The 14,496-nt window shown below is 61.7% G+C and carries 10 protein-coding genes; 5 read left to right on the top strand and 5 right to left on the bottom strand.

Features of this window, described 5'->3' with window-relative positions; translation table 11 throughout:
* Positions 1-157 precede the first annotated feature (157 nt).
* The 5 genes from I7X13_RS12805 to rhaT all read right to left on the bottom strand — a co-directional run bounded on the left by I7X13_RS12805 (position 158) and on the right by rhaT (position 6,941).
* Positions 158-1,903: a hypothetical protein gene (locus tag I7X13_RS12805; RefSeq protein ID WP_198075792.1), complete on the bottom strand. Its 1,746-nt coding sequence runs from the start codon at positions 1,901-1,903 to the stop codon at positions 158-160.
* Between the two features lie 101 nt (positions 1,904-2,004).
* A complete protein-coding gene (locus tag I7X13_RS12800; RefSeq protein ID WP_198075791.1) occupies positions 2,005-2,823 on the bottom strand; it encodes a rhamnogalacturonan acetylesterase in 819 nt (272 codons plus the stop codon).
* A gap of 55 nt (positions 2,824-2,878) precedes the next feature.
* Positions 2,879-3,655, bottom strand: coding sequence for a rhamnogalacturonan acetylesterase (locus tag I7X13_RS12795; RefSeq protein WP_317191573.1), 777 nt, complete (start codon positions 3,653-3,655; stop codon positions 2,879-2,881).
* A gap of 186 nt (positions 3,656-3,841) precedes the next feature.
* Positions 3,842-5,776, bottom strand: a complete 1,935-nt coding sequence (locus tag I7X13_RS12790) for a rhamnogalacturonan lyase (protein ID WP_198075789.1) — start codon at positions 5,774-5,776, stop codon at positions 3,842-3,844.
* A gap of 76 nt (positions 5,777-5,852) precedes the next feature.
* Positions 5,853-6,941: an L-rhamnose/proton symporter RhaT gene (gene rhaT, locus I7X13_RS12785; protein ID WP_198075788.1), complete on the bottom strand. Its 1,089-nt coding sequence runs from the start codon at positions 6,939-6,941 to the stop codon at positions 5,853-5,855.
* A 242-nt stretch (positions 6,942-7,183) separates the two neighbouring features.
* Here rhaT and I7X13_RS12780 point away from each other — a divergent pair, with 242 nt between their 5' ends.
* The 5 genes from I7X13_RS12780 to I7X13_RS12760 all read left to right on the top strand — a co-directional run bounded on the left by I7X13_RS12780 (position 7,184) and on the right by I7X13_RS12760 (position 14,381).
* Positions 7,184-9,292 (top strand): bifunctional aldolase/short-chain dehydrogenase, encoded by a 2,109-nt coding sequence (locus tag I7X13_RS12780; RefSeq protein WP_198075787.1) that lies wholly within the window; start codon positions 7,184-7,186, stop codon positions 9,290-9,292.
* Positions 9,293-9,595: 303 nt separating this feature from the next.
* Positions 9,596-10,606 (top strand): GntR family transcriptional regulator, encoded by a 1,011-nt coding sequence (locus I7X13_RS12775; RefSeq protein ID WP_198066457.1) that lies wholly within the window; start codon positions 9,596-9,598, stop codon positions 10,604-10,606.
* Positions 10,607-10,850: 244 nt separating this feature from the next.
* On the top strand, positions 10,851-12,131 hold the full coding sequence (locus I7X13_RS12770) for a TIM barrel protein (RefSeq protein ID WP_198075786.1): 1,281 nt from the start codon (positions 10,851-10,853) through the stop codon (positions 12,129-12,131).
* Entirely contained in the window at positions 12,128-13,525 is a 1,398-nt protein-coding gene (locus tag I7X13_RS12765) for an FGGY-family carbohydrate kinase (RefSeq protein ID WP_198066455.1), read from the top strand. Before I7X13_RS12770 ends, I7X13_RS12765 begins: the two co-directional genes overlap by 4 nt.
* A 115-nt stretch (positions 13,526-13,640) precedes the next feature.
* A complete protein-coding gene (locus tag I7X13_RS12760) occupies positions 13,641-14,381 on the top strand; it encodes a (Fe-S)-binding protein (protein ID WP_198075785.1) in 741 nt (246 codons plus the stop codon).
* Positions 14,382-14,496 lie beyond the last annotated feature (115 nt).

Genomic DNA, 14,496 nt, shown 5'->3' with positions numbered 1-14,496 from the left:
ATTGTCATTTGTGCGGTGTGCCGCCTGGCGCTGGTGACCTCACCTCAACCCCTCTCCTAAGGAGAGGGGGAGCCACGGCGGCGCGAGCGCAGATTACCGTTTGCAGTCGTCAGGCTCCCCCTTTCCTAAGGAGAGGGGCCAGGGGTGAGGTTTTGCGCTAGTAATGCGTGTGGTTGACCACGGAATTCCGCAGATATTCCAGGTCCTTCTTCGAGTCTTTGCCGCTGTGGGTGGCGCTACGACTGCCGAAGACACTCAGCCGGCCCTGGCTTAGCGTGATGACTTCCTCGGCGCCCTGACCCGTGAAATCGAACATATGGAAGACCGTATCCGGGAAATACAGCTCGCCGGTGCCCGCGTCATTCAAGTGGAATTTGTGCCAGAACAGCCAGGTAGCACCGTCGCCGCGCCAGTTGCCGCGCACAAAATCGGGGTTGCCGTTGATGGGGTTGCCGGGCCATTTTTTCACCAGGTTGCCGGCGTTATCGAACCAATAGAGTTGGCTGGACAGGCCCGGCTCGTCGGTGCCCTTGGTGCCGTAGGTGCGGCCCCCGATGACGACCTGCGGGCCGGAAACGCCTTTCAGGAAATTGCCCACGGCCAGCTGCTGGCTGTGCTCGGCGGTGTTTTGCCAGATGGTTTTGCCGGTCGCCGCATCTACCACGAACACGCCGGTTTCGCTGTTGGCGGTGGCGATGTCGAGCCGGCCGTCACCGTTCATGTCGATGAATTTGTAGCTGTCGGCGTGGTCGTGGTTGTCGGGCAGCAGGTTGAAGCGGTTCCAGACTTCCTTTCCGTTCGTATCGAGCAGCAGGGAGCCGACGAGGACTTCGTCGAGGCCGTCGTGGTTGAGGTCGACGGGGTAGATGTAGTGGCCGAGGTTGTCCTTTTTGCGGTGCTCGGTGTGTTGCCAGAGTTGTTTCAGGCCGGCCGAGTAGGCGGTTACGTTTTGGGTGCCGCCCATGTCGGTGTAGGCCACCAGGTCGTTGGCCGGGCCGGGGTGCAGGTGCGCAATGGCCAGCCGGAAGTTGTTGTAGACGTGCGGCAGCGGCTGGGTGGGCCAGGCGGTTTTGCGCAGGATGCGGCCGGTGCGGCCGTCGGCCACCACCAGCCACTCCTGGCCCTCGATGAAGCGCCAGTGCACCACTTCGGCCTTGCCGTTGTGGTCAAAATCCCAGAGCACGCCGGGCGCTTCAAATTCTGACCGCTCCTTCACGTACTCCGTCGGCGCCTTGTAAGCCCACAGTTCTTTGCCGGAATTAGCAAAAACGTGGGCGGAGAAATCGGGCTCCAGCACCATAAAATCTGTTTTACCGTCGCCGTCCACGTCGCCGAATTTTACGGCATTGGATTGCGGAATAGTGTATTGCTTCAGCAGCGCCACTTCCTCCGGCAGCTGGTAGGTGCGCACGTCTTCCTCTTTCAGGTTGGCGTTTTTGCTCAGCACCAGCACGTCCACGGCCGCGCCCATCTCAATGCGCGTGAGCTTGAGGTAAGCCATTCCGGCGGGCAGCTCAAACGTGCCGCCGGTCTGCCAGCTCAGCGGACCGCGCCCGAACGTGGCGGCCGTCACCTGGTCGTTCACCGTCACTTTGAAGCCGGTGTTTTTCTCGCCCTGGCTGCGCACAAACAGCGTGTACGTGCCCGCTTCCGGCACCGGCACGCGCACCTGCATGTTGGTTTTCGATTTCAGGACCAGCGCGGTGTTGTTGTAAATCCAGGGTGCGTGCAGGGCGTTGGCATCGGCGATGACGACGCCTTTGGGAAGCTCCTGAATAAAATCCGAGGCCGGAATGATGATGGTGGCCGGCAGTGGCGCGGGCCGGGCGGCGGGAGTTTGGGCACGGCTGCTCAGGCTGCCGAAGCAGCTTAGTAGCAGGGCCAAGACGGCGAGTTTTTTCATGCGGCGGAAGTAAAAGTTGTAGCGTGGACTCTGCGAGTCCGCGCCTGTACCGTGTTTCCGAACGGCTCGGGTGGGCGCGGACTTGCAGAGTCCACGCTACGTTACTTCTTCAGGTACTTGCGCAGCGCCAGCCCCTTCGTGGCCCTGATTCCTTCCGCCACCGTGGCCGCGTTCAGTTGCGCGCCGGCCTCAATGGTGTGCGTGTGGTCTTTCGGGGTGAAGTACACGGTGCCCACTTTGGCCTCGCCTTCGCGGTCGTATTTATCGGCCACCAGCCGGTTCAAATCAATGAAGTAGGCGCCGCCTTGCTTGGCGGCTTCGGCAGCCCATTGGGTGTAGGTGGCGGTGGCGCGGTTCACTTTGCCACCTTTCCAACTGTTGCGCGGGATGAGGGAGCACACCACCGGGGTGGCGCCTTTGGCCTTGGTTTCGGCAATGACATGCCGCAAATACCAGCCGTAGCTGTGCACCATTTCCTGCTGTTTGGTGAGGGGGTTGTAGACCTTCTGGCTTTCGTCGCCGTTGCTTTTGATGGTGCCGCGGGCGCGGGCGGTGTCGGCCAGCGGGCCGTCGTCGTTGTGGCCAAACTGCATGATGACAAAATCGCCGGGCTGGATTTTGGTGCGGACGGCTTCCCACAGGCCTTTGGTCTGAAAAGTGCGGCTGCTGGTGCCGCCCAGCGCGGCGTTTTCGATGTGGATGCGGGTGGTGTCGAAGTGCGCGGGCAGGAAGTTGCCCCAGCCCCAGAGGCTGCCGTCGCCCTTGCCCTTGCCGTTTTTCACGGTCGAATCGCCGATGAGGAAGAGAGTGGGTTTGCGCTTGGCGAGCGGACGCGTGAAGCCGGCCAGCAGCAGGGCCACCAGCAGCAGGCCATAGCCCAGGCTGGCGCGGAAGGGCAGGTTGGGTTTGCTAGGTTTCACGGGGCGGTTTCAGTTTCAGTTATGCTTTGGTTGCGCTCAGCATGACGGGCTAAGGTTATTGCTTCAGGTACTTTCTCAGCGCCAGCTTTTGGTTGGCTTTGATGCCGTCGACCACCGATTCGGCGTTGATAATGGCACCGGCTTCGTTGGTGTGGGTATGGTCGCCGGGGAAGAATTTCTTCACCTCCACCGGCCCCAACTGGTCGTATTTCAGAGCCGTTATTTCATTCAGATTAATAAAAGCCACGCCTTCCTGCTGCGCCACTTCCTGGGCCCATTTGCCGAAGTCACTGCTGGCCCGGATGACTTTGCCGTCTTTCCATTCGTTGCGCGGAATCATGGAACAGACTACCGGCGTGGCCCCTTTGGCCCGGGCTTCGCGGATGAATTTGCGCAGGTACCAGCCGTAGGTGTTCACCGTTTCGGGGTGGCCGTCGGGCCACACAAGGCTTTTGGTTTCTTCGCCGGTGCCGCGCAGCACACCGCGCCGGCCGGCCTTGGTGGTGTCGGGCGGGCTGCCTTCGTTGTGGCCGAACTGCATGATGAGAAAATCACCGGGCCGGATGGCATCGATGGTGGTTTTCCAGCGCCCTTCGCTGATGAAGGTGCGGGTGCTGCGGCCGGCCTTGGCATTGTTGCGCACCCTGATTCGGGTGGTATCGAAGTAGGCGGCTATGACGTTGCCCCAGCCTGCCTGAGGCGGGTTCGGGTTGTTCACCGTGGAGTCGCCGATGAGGTAGAGCGTGGGCGGCGTGGGCCGGCCGAAGGCGCACGCCAACAGCAGCAGGGCAGCAGCGGCCAGCAGATGCCGGGGGAGCAGAGGCTTTTTCACGGGTGGGTTTGATGGAGAAGGAGCAGCGCGGTATTCGATAGCCAAATGTTGGAGGAAATGCGGGCGGCGGTATCCTGCACCCACCTGCACCTCCGGGGCTCGGTGGCGCAGTAGGCGGTAGAATAAGCCTGTCGACGGCATCCGGCCCCACTTACCCCTTTAGGCATAGCCCGCCGCGCGTCCGGCCTATTTCATGCCCTCGCCCAGGAAAAAGCCGGGGTGTGGCGGCTGGTTGTAGCCCACGTTCTCGCGGGCCACACCGAGACGGTAGGCGCGGTCATGCATCAAGGTCACGAGCCGGTGTTGGGTGGGGATGGTGGTGCTGAAAATGAGCAGAGCCGAGTTGTCGGCCGTGCGCCACACCACTTCCTCGCGCCAGTCGCCTAGCAGGTCGGCGCTGAGGCAGGGGGTGGCTTTGGTGCCGTTACAGGAAGCGGCATTGAAATCCTTGCCTTCGAGCAGCTTGGTGAGCTGACCGGCCTGGTAATCCCATTTTTCCACGCGGGTGTCGTTAAGCAGCTCGCGCAGCAGGTCGCCGTCCCACCACAGGCCGAAGTTGACGGTGCGCGGCGACGGGCCGATACGCTCGCCTTTGCTGGTGAGCAGGCCCAGCTCGGGGTTGCTCACCCAAAGCTCGGCGCCGGGGTGGCGCGGGTCGATGTCGGCGGCCATGCCCCGGCCCACGTCCTCGCCGGGCAGTTTCGAGAAGAGAATCTGGCCGGTGCCGGCGGCGTAGAGGGCCGCGCCGGGGCCGTTTTCGTGGCCTGCCACCTTCTCCTCGTTCTCGTGCACGCCCCAGGCTTCGAGGCCGGGCAAGGCAGGGTCGAAGTCGGAAACGTGAAGGGCATCGCCGTGGCGCAGGCCGGTGCTGAAGAGGCCCGTGCCGTTGTCGTCGACCACCATCGAGCCGTACACGATTTCGTCGCGGCCGTCGCCGTCCACGTCGTTCACGCTCAGGCCGTGGTTGCCCATGCCGGAGAAGGGGTTTTGGGCGTCTTTCGAGTCGAACACCCAGCGCGAGGTGAGCTGGCCGCCGCGCCAGTCCCAGGCGGCTAGCACGGTGCGGCCGTAGTAACCGCGGCACATCACCACGCTGGGCCGGGTGCCGTCGAGGTAGGCCACGCAGGCCAGGAAACGGTCGACGCGGTTGCCGTACTGGTCGTTGCCGCCATTGCCTCCGATGCCGCCCCAGCCGCCCAATTCGCCCCGCGCCGGCAGGTAGGGTGTGCTGGCCAGTGCCGCGCCGGTGCGGCCATCGAACACTGTGAAATACTCCGGCCCGGCCAGGATGCGGCCGTACTTGCTGTCTTTCGGGCTGGGCACTGGCACGCCGTCCGTCGGCACGGTGAGCGCGCGGTAGTCCTTGCCAGCGTCGCCGAGGGTTTTGCCCGCGCCATCCACGGTGCCGTCGGCGGTTTTGCAGGCCACTTCGGCCCGGCCGTCGCCGTCGAGGTCGTAGGCCATGAACTGCGTGTAGTGCGCCCCAGCCCGGATATTCCGGCCCAGATTGATGCGCCACAGACGAGTGCCATCCAGCTTATACGCATCGAGAATGACAGGCCCGGTGATGCCGTTCGAGCCGTTGTCGCGGGCGTTGGTGGGCTCCCACTTCAGCACGATTTCGTACTGGCCGTCGCCGTCGAGGTCGGCGGCGCTGGCATCGTTGGCGGTGTAGGTGTACGGGCTGGTTTCGGGGCCGCTGCTCACCGTGCCGCCGGGCGGCGGCTGGAGCGGCAGGCGCAGGTAGCCGTCGGCCCAGACTTTGGTGGTGGCCGAAGCGTCGGTAGCGTCTTTAGCGGCTCCGGTCACTTGCACAGAATACGTAGCCGACTGACCCTTTTGAGCAGCTTCGTCCAGCCAGTTGGTGCCGGCTGTTATCGTCTTCTTGTTCAACTTGACCGCTGTGGTGCCGGTTTGCCGGAATACATCAAAGGCCACACCGGGCGCATCATTTGCCAGCAAGCGCCAGCTAATGAAAACCTTGCCATCGGGCTGCGCCACGGCCACCACGCCCCGCCCCAGGCGCTCGGCCTGCACCTGTGGAGCGGCCGGTGGTGCAGCCGATGAACCGGCCCCTAGCAGGCCGCAAATCAGAAAAACAGCAGCGTAACGGTGGCTCATGGGGGTCTGTAAAAAAAGCCCGGCCCTCATCCATCACGACAAGGCCCGGGCTCCTGGTGGAAGAGGGACGTAACGGTTATTCCCCGGCGCTGATGGCAGCCGTATCCTGCGCCGGGGCCTGATGCTCGGGCGAGCCCAGGTAGTTGCCGTAGCCCACCACCACCGTGGACAGCACCACGGCGATAATGCCCAGCGTGACGGTGCGCATGGTGCTACGGTTGGCCCCGCGCCACTCGTGCAGCACAAGGCCCCACATGCTGCTAAAAGCAATGATGAAAGCCATGTGCAGCGTCCAGCCCGAGAAGCGGTAGGCGCCCATCTGGCTGTCGCCCATGCCGTAGAAGAAGAACTGGAAGTACCACGTGGTGCCCGCCAGCGCGCAAAAAACGATGTTGCGCAGGGCAGGGTAGGAGGGGTTCAGATAGTCGGTGTAGGTCTTGTTCTTAACGTTGAGGTAAAGGCACCAGATGGCATTGGTGGTGAGGCCGCCCAGCAGGATGATGACCAGAATGGCGTTGTTCACGAACAGCGGATTGGTGCCGTTGGCCTCGGCCAGCTTGGCAATGGGCTGCCCGGCCGTGAGGCCGAAGGAGAAGCAGGCGCTCATAATGCCCGAAAACACGGCCACCAGCAGCCCTTTTTTCAGGTCGAATTCGGCAATGGATTCCTGCTTCTGCTCCTGGGTTAGGGTTTTCTCTTTCAGCAAGCCCGCCCGGCCGCAAATCAAAATACCCAGCACGCACACGCCCAGCCCCAGCACAATGTAGCGGCCCGACGAGGTGCCCAGCAGTTCGCCCATCTTGCCTTCGTAAATCGGCGGCACCAGCGTGCCGAACACTGCACACAGCCCCAGCGTGACGGCCATGCCCAGGCTCAGGCCCAGATACCGCATGGCCAGCCCGAACGTGAGCCCGCCCGTGCCCCACAAAATGCCCCAGAAATACGCCCAGGCAATGGTCGAATTATCGGCCTGGTGCAGCACGTCGAACAAATGCGGCACCGTCAGGTAGCCCAGCACCCACGGCGCCACCAGCCAGCTCACAATGCCGCCCACCAGCCAGTAGCTTTCCCAGGCCCAGCCGTTCACCTTCTTGTAAGGCAGGTAAAAACTGCCGGAGGCGAAGCCGCCCAGCGCGTGAAGGATAACTCCCCAGATTACAGCCATTGCTACGTTCGGTATGGTAAGGTATGCGGCAAAGCTGCCGGGTAAGTGAGGACAAACCCTCCTGTGCTCTCCTGAACGCGAAATAACGCCGGATTCCTGGCCTCTTGGGGGATGGCCGGGCAGGTAACAATTTTTTATCCGTAAGCAGGAGAGTGCAGGATGTTGGCCCTAAGCCCTTCCGGCACCTTTGTCCCATCGCAAACCTATTTCGAATTCCGGTTAACGCATCTGCAACCTATCTCATGGAAAAAACCCTCACTTTCCAGCACGTCAGCTACCTCTGGGACGAAGCCAAAGCCGCAGAGCTGGCCGGCGACGAAGTAGCCCTTTTCCTCTACCGCTCCAATCTGCTTGGGGCCGACCTGCGCCTGACCAACTACGCCGGCGGCAATACCAGCTGCAAAATCCAGGAAACCAACCCCGTGACCGGCGAAGCCGCCGAAGTGATGTGGGTAAAGGGCTCGGGCGGCGACATCGGCACCCTGACCCGCTCGGGCTGCGCCAACCTCTACGTTGAAAAGCTGCACCAGCTGAAAAACCGCTACCGCGGCCTCGAATTTGAAGACGAGATGGTGGGCCTGTTCGAGTACTGCCTCTTCGACCCCAAGTGCGCCACGCCCAGCATCGATACCCCGCTACACGGCCTGCTGCCCTTCAAGCACATCGACCACCTGCACCCCGACGCCCTGATTGCCATTGCGGCCAGCAAGGACGGCGAGCAAATCATGCACGAAATCTGGGGCGACACCATGGGCTGGCTGCCCTGGCAGAAGCCGGGCTTCGACCTCGGTTTGCAGCTCGAAAAAATCGTGGCCGACAACCCCGGCCTGCGCGGCGTCATCCTCGGCGGCCACGGCCTCTTCACCTGGGGCGACACGAGCTACGAGTCGTACATGAACACGCTCGAAGTCATTGAGCAAGCCGCCACCTACCTCGAAGCCAACTACGGCAAGAAAGGGCCAGTATTTGGTGGCGTGAAGCGCGAGCAAACCCTCGACGCTGCCGGCCGCCGCGCCGCCGCTGCTGCCGTGATGCCCGTGCTGCGCGGCCTCGCCAGCAGCCAGCGTCGCATGCTGGGCCACTACACCGACGACGCTCGCGTGCTCGAATTTGTGAACTCGCACGACCTGGCTCGCCTCGCCGCCAAGGGCACTTCCTGCCCCGACCACTTCCTGCGCACCAAAATCCGTCCGCTCGTGCTCGACGCCGACGTGATGCAGTCTGACGCCGCCAGCGTGAAAACATACCTGGAAGCGCAGTTCGAAGCTTATCGCAAGGACTACGTGGCTTACTACGAGCGCAGCAAGCACGCCAACAGCCCGGCCGTGCGCGACTCCAACCCGGTCATCATCCTGTGGCCCGGCGTGGGCTTGTTCTCCTTCTCAAAAGACAAGCAGACGGCCCGCGTGGCCGCCGAGTTCTACACCAACGCCATCAACGTGATGCGCGGCGCCGAAGCCGTGAGCACCTACCAGGGCCTGCCCGAGCAGGAAGCCTTCAACATCGAGTACTGGCTGCTCGAAGAAGCCAAGCTGCAGCGCATGGCCCCGCCCAAAGCCCTTTCTGGCAAAATTGCCTACGTGACCGGCGGTACCGGCGGCATCGGCAAAGCCATCTGCGAGGAGTTGCTGAAATTCGGCGCCTGCGTGGTGGCCGTGGACCGCGACCGGCTGGAGGAAACCCAGGCCGACCTGCGCAAGCAATTCGGCAAGGACAGCGCCCTCACCGCCCCCATCGAAGTAACCAGCGCCGAAAGCATCGCCGAGTCGCTGAAAGCCGGTGTGCTGCAATTCGGCGGCGTTGATATCATCGTGAACTGCGCTGGTCTGTCGATTTCCAAGCCGCTGGCTGACACTACGCAGGCCGATTGGGACATCCTGAACGACGTGCTGGTAAAAGGCCAGTTCCTGGTGAGCCAGGCCGCCGTCACCATCCTGCGCCAGCAAGGCCTGGGCGGCGACATCGTGAACATCGCCAGCAAAAACGGCCTCGTTGCTGGCCCCAACAACGTGGCCTACGGCACCGCCAAAGCCGCCCAGCTCCACATGAGCCGCCTGCTGGCCGCCGAACTCGGTGGCGACAAAATCCGCGTGAACACCGTGAACCCCGACGCCGTGCTTCGCGGCTCGAAAATATGGGAAGGCGACTGGGCCGCCGGCCGTGCCAAGGCCTACGGCATCTCGGTAGAAGAACTGCCCGCCCACTACGCCAAGCGAACCCTGCTGGGCGAGGAGCTGCTTTCCGAAGACATTGCCAAAGCCGTGCGCGTGTTCGTAGATGGCTCGCTGAGCAAATCCACCGGCAACGTCCTGAACGTAGACGGCGGCGTGGCCATGGCCTTCGTGCGCTAAGCGTCAGGTTTGACGAACAATTGGAGCGTCATGCCGAGCGCAGCGAAGCATCTTTACCGCAACAGTAAATAATTATTTGCGCGGTAAAGATGCTTCGCTGCGCTCGGCATGACGCTCTTCTTTTGTGCGGATTACACGAGCTATCTATCGCCTTGCATTGCCGAAAAGGCTACATTTGGGGCAAGGCCTCGGCCTGCTGCCTCGTTTTTTTCTTTTTCTCGTGCGGCTGAATTCCGCAGCTTCCAACCGGGTTTCCCTTTGGAAACACTGCCTGCAATCACCGCCCCAGGCCCACTCTCTGGCATGTATCAACTCCAACTAAAGCCCCTCGATAAAACGCCGAAGTACAAGCAGATTGTGCAGTCGGTCATCATGGACATTGAGCGCGGCGTGCTGAAAAACGGCGACCATCTGCCCAGCATCAGCGAGCTGAGCGTGGAGCACTACCTGGCGCGCGACACCGTGGAAAAAGCCTATCGCGAGCTGCGCGAGCGCGGCTTTATCACCTCGGTGCAGGGCAAGGGCTACTACGTGGAAACCAGCGACAATTCGAAGTTGAAAATCCTGCTAGTATTCAACAAGCTGAGCTCCTACAAGAAAATCATCTACTACGCCTTCCTCGAAACCCTCGGCGACCGCGCCACCGTCGACTTGCAGATTCACCACTACAACGTGAACCTGTTTCAGGAAATCATTGAGAAGAACCTGGGCAAGTATAACTACTACGTGGTGATGCCCCACTTCACGCTGGACACCGACAAGGCCATTTCGCGGGGTATTCTGAACACGATTCCCAGCCAGGAGCTGGTGCTGCTCGACAAGGACATTCCCGAGCTGACTCACGACTGCCTACGCGTATTCCAGGATTTCGACAAAGACATTTTCACCGCCCTCGAAAAAGCCGAAGACCTGCTTGAAAAATACTCCCGTCTGGTCCTCGTGCTGCCTTCCGACGCTAACCACCCGGAAGAATTGCCCTGGGGTTTCCGGTCCTTCTGCCTGATGCGCAACAAGGAGTTCTCAGTGGTTGAAAACGCCATGAACGAGGTGGTGCAGGCCGGTACTGCCTACGTGGTAATCCGCGAAACCGACCTGGTGGAGCTGGTGAAGAAAATCCGCCAGACAAGCTACCTGCTGGGCCGCGAAGTCGGCATCATTTCCTTCAACGAAACGCCCCTCAAGGAGCTGCTGAATATGACGGTGATTACCACCGACTTCGAGGCCATGGGCAAAACGGCCGCGACGCTGCTGCTGGAAAAGCAGCGCGTGAAGGTGAAGAACCCGTTTTACACGATTCGGCGGGGGTCGTTGTAACGTCAGGCCTTACCCTCGGCCCCTCTCCGGTGGAGAGGGGGAGACTGACGACTTTTTTCAAGCCTCGGTTTGGATATAACGACAGCGCCGCCATGGCTCCCCTCTCCCTCGGAGAGGGGCCGGGGGTGAGGCCTGACGTCAGGTTTCCCGCGCAAAACAGGAGAGCCCAGAACAGTTCGCCCTTCCGGGAACGGGTAATTTGTATCTACCCAACCAACCCCGGACCTTATTCCTCTCGCCCACTATGTTCTCTGACCAACGCCTCGCCGAACTCAACCAGCCGCTGCTGGCCGAGCACCAAACTCAGTTTCAGTATACGGCCGATTCGCCGCGCCTGCGCCATGCCGATGTGCCCGCCGTGGTCCAGAAGCTGATTGATTTTCAGGTGGCGATTCCGAGCTGGGCGCTGGGCACGGGCGGCACCCGCTTCGGCCGGTTCGCAGCCGGTGGCGAGCCCGCGACGCTGGAAGACAAAATCGGCGACGTGGGCATTCTGCAGGCGCTGAACCGCTCGTCGAACTCCATTTCGCTGCACATTCCGTGGGATATTCCGCAGGACATTCCCGGCCTGCAGCAACTACTAAAGGAAAAAGGTCTGGTGATTGATTCGGTGAACTCCAACACCTTCCAGGACCAGAAAGAACAGACGCAGTCATACAAGTTCGGCTCGCTCAGCCACACCGATAAGGCGGTGCGCGAGCAGGCCATTCAGCACAACATCGACTGCGTGCGCTACGGCCAACAGCTCGACGCCAAAACGCTGACCGTGTGGCTGGCCGACGGCTCCAACTTCCCCGGCCAGTCGCACCTGCGCCGCGCGTTTCTGCGCACGCAGGAGTCGCTGGCAGCCATTTACGAGGCCATGCCGAGCGACTGGACCATGCTGGTGGAGTACAAGCCTTACGAGCCCAACTTCTACTCGATGGTGATTCCCGACTGGGGCACCTCGCTGGCCCTGTGCCAGGCGCTGGGCCAACAGGCGCAGGTATTGGTTGACCTCGGCCACCACCTGCCCAACACCAACATCGAGCAGATTGTGGGCCGCCTGCGGCAGTTCGGCCGCCTGGGCGGCTTCCACTTCAACGGCTCGATGTACGGCGACGACGACCTCACGACCGGCAGCATCAAGCCCTTCCAGCTGTTCCTGATTTTCAACGAACTAGTAGACGCCGCCCTCGACCAATCTGTACCCGCCGAGGCCGTGGCCTACATGATTGACGCTAGCCACAACGTGAAAGACCCGCTGGAAGACCTCCTGCAATCGGTCGACAACATCCTCTCGGCCTACGCCAAGGCCCTGCTCGTGGACCGCGAGGCCCTGGCCGAAGCCCAGGAAGCCAACGACGTGGTACGCGCCGAGGAAATTCTGCGCGACGCTTTCCTCACCGATGTGCGCCCGCTGGTATCGGAAGCCTACCTGCGCGCCGGCGGCGCCATTCGGCCCCTCACGGCCTTCCGCGCCGAGGGTGTGCGCGAGAAACTCATCCAGCAGCGCGGCAAGCACAGCGTATCGACAGGGCTATGAATCCGAGCATCAAGAAAACCGTCTATGCCGTTTTTGACATCGGCAAGACCAACAAGAAGCTGATTCTCTTTGACGAGGACCAGCAGATTATCAACGAGGAGTTGCACGTCTGCACCGATGTGCTGGACGATGACGGCTTCGTGTGCGACCACCTGCCCCGCCTCACGGAGTGGGTGCTCGACCACTGGAAGCAGCTGCGGCAGCACCCGCACTACACCGTGAAGGGCGTGAACTTCACAGCCTACGGCGCCAGTTGGGTGCACCTGGGGGCCGACGGCCAGCCCATGCTGCCGCTCTACAACTACCTCAAGCCCATGCCGGCCGACATCGAGGCCAAGTTCTACGCCGAGCTGGGCCAATCGCCGGAGGAATTCGCGGCCGACACTTGCTCGCCGCGCCTGGGCCTGCTGAATTCGGGCCTGCAACTGTATTGGCTGAAATACGCCAAGCCGGAGAAGTTCGCCCAGATTCACACTTCGCTGCACCTGCCGAACTACCTCTCCTACCTGATTTCGGGCGAAAAATTCAGCGACTTCACCTCCATTGGCTGCCACACGGCCCTGTGGGACTACAAGCGTGGTGACTACCACGAATGGGTGTACCGCGAGGGCATCGACGAGAAGCTGGCGCCCCTCACCCGCGACTCCATTGCTTCGGTGGTCGACGGCATCATGGTGGGCGTGGGCTTGCACGACAGCACCTCGGCCGTGATGCCTTACTTGGCCGAGCATGACGAGCCCTTCGTGCTGGTATCCACCGGCACCTGGTCGGTTACCATCAATCCCTTCAACAGCAACTCTCTCACCCCGGAGCTGTTGCGCCGCGACTGCCTCAGCTTCATGACGCCCCGGGGCGAGGCCACCCGCGCCGCCCGCGTGTTCCTGGGCCGCGAGCACGACTACCAGGTGGAGCGCATCGCCGCTCACTTCCACGTCAAGCCCGATTTTTACCGCTCCATCGTACTGGCGCGGCCCTACGATGAGGCTTCGGCCGGCTTCCGCCCCGCCTGCATGGCCGGCACCGGCCCCTTCCCCGACCAACCGGCCGAAGAATGGGACCTGAGCGGCTTCCGCACCGCCTCGGATGCCTACCAGCACCTCATGCACGGGCTAATTAACATCCTGCTCGAATCCATCCATCTGGTGTGGCAAGGCGAGAAAACCATCTTTGTTGATGGCGGTTTTGCCCGTAACCCGCTCTTCATGCAAACGCTGAGCTGGAACTTCCCGAAAGCGGAAATCCGCACGCTGGAAGTGCCGCAGGCCACCGCGTTGGGTGCCTTGGTGCACCTAGAGCAGGGCGAGGCGCTGAAGAAAACACAGCCGCTGTTTACCGATGAGGATGACATGCCATTAGCGGCTGTGCGCAATGACGTCGCGCCCGTGAGTAAGTAGTCAGGCGAGGTAGAGACGCATGCTTGCGTCTCGTCGTTGCTGATGTTGTTCAGGTATTCCGCTGGCCGTTCAACGACGAGACGCAAGTATGTGTCTCTACCCCTAGAGAATAAGAATGAAAGTTGCCCTATTCGTCCCCTGCTACATCGACCAGTTCTACCCGCAGGTCGGCATTGCCACGCTGCAGCTGCTGGAAAAGCTGGGCGTGCAGGCGCACTTCCCCGCTCAGCAAACCTGCTGCGGCCAGCCGCTGGCTAATAGCGGCTGTGAGCGTGACGCCCTACCCATCTACAAGCACTTCGTCGACACATTCAGCGACTACGACTACGTGGTGGCGCCCTCAGGCAGCTGCGTGTATCACGTCCGCAAGCATTTCGATAAGCTGGACCAGACCGCCGATGTGCAGCACGTGCGCGGCGCGGCGTATGACCTGATTGACTTCATCAGCACGGTGCTGAAGGTGGAAAGCCTACCCGGTGCCTTCCCCCACAAAGTGGGTTTGCACCTGAGCTGCCACGGCCAGCGCGGCCTGCACCAGGCCAACGAATCGGAAATGACGCCCGTGCGCGACGGCCAGCTCAGCCGCCTGTTACGCTCCCTCGACGGCCTGGAGCTGACCCAACTCAACCGCAACGACGAATGCTGCGGCTTCGGCGGCACCTTCTGCGTGAGCGAGGCCGGCATCTCCGCCCGCATGGGCCAGGACCGCGTGGCGGACCACGTGCGCAACGGCACGCAGGTACTCACCGGCAGCGACATGTCGTGCCTGATGCACTTGGAAGGCATTGTGCGCCGCGCTAGGCTGCCAATTAAGGTGATGCACGCCGCCGAGATTTTGAATGGGGTAGTGGCTTAAAAATTTCTGTCATCCTGAGCGCAGCGAAGGACCTTATCACGGCTGCGTAGTTTGAATTACTGCAAGTTGTTCAGCGGCGATAAGGTCCTTCGCTGCGCTCAGGATGACAATTCGC

The sequence above is a fragment of the Hymenobacter negativus genome (assembly GCF_016056375.1).
GTDB classification, from domain to species: domain Bacteria; phylum Bacteroidota; class Bacteroidia; order Cytophagales; family Hymenobacteraceae; genus Hymenobacter; species Hymenobacter negativus_A.
The sequence above is the reverse complement of the archived record's forward strand: the minus strand, read 5'-3'. Positions and strand labels throughout refer to the sequence as shown.

Excerpts from the sequence above, each read along its gene's own strand:
- I7X13_RS12805 (WP_198075792.1), bottom strand. The coding sequence starts at position 1,903 with ATGAAAAAACTCGCCGTCTTGGCCCTGCTACTAAGCTGCTTCGGCAGC.
- I7X13_RS12790 (WP_198075789.1), bottom strand. The coding sequence starts at position 5,776 with ATGAGCCACCGTTACGCTGCTGTTTTTCTGATTTGCGGCCTGCTAGGG.
- rhaT (WP_198075788.1), bottom strand. The coding sequence starts at position 6,941 with ATGGCTGTAATCTGGGGAGTTATCCTTCACGCGCTGGGCGGCTTCGCC.
- I7X13_RS12780 (WP_198075787.1), top strand. The coding sequence starts at position 7,184 with ATGGAAAAAACCCTCACTTTCCAGCACGTCAGCTACCTCTGGGACGAA.
- I7X13_RS12775 (WP_198066457.1), top strand. The coding sequence starts at position 9,596 with ATGTATCAACTCCAACTAAAGCCCCTCGATAAAACGCCGAAGTACAAG.
- I7X13_RS12770 (WP_198075786.1), top strand. The coding sequence starts at position 10,851 with ATGTTCTCTGACCAACGCCTCGCCGAACTCAACCAGCCGCTGCTGGCC.
- I7X13_RS12765 (WP_198066455.1), top strand. The coding sequence starts at position 12,128 with ATGAATCCGAGCATCAAGAAAACCGTCTATGCCGTTTTTGACATCGGC.
- I7X13_RS12760 (WP_198075785.1), top strand. The coding sequence starts at position 13,641 with ATGAAAGTTGCCCTATTCGTCCCCTGCTACATCGACCAGTTCTACCCG.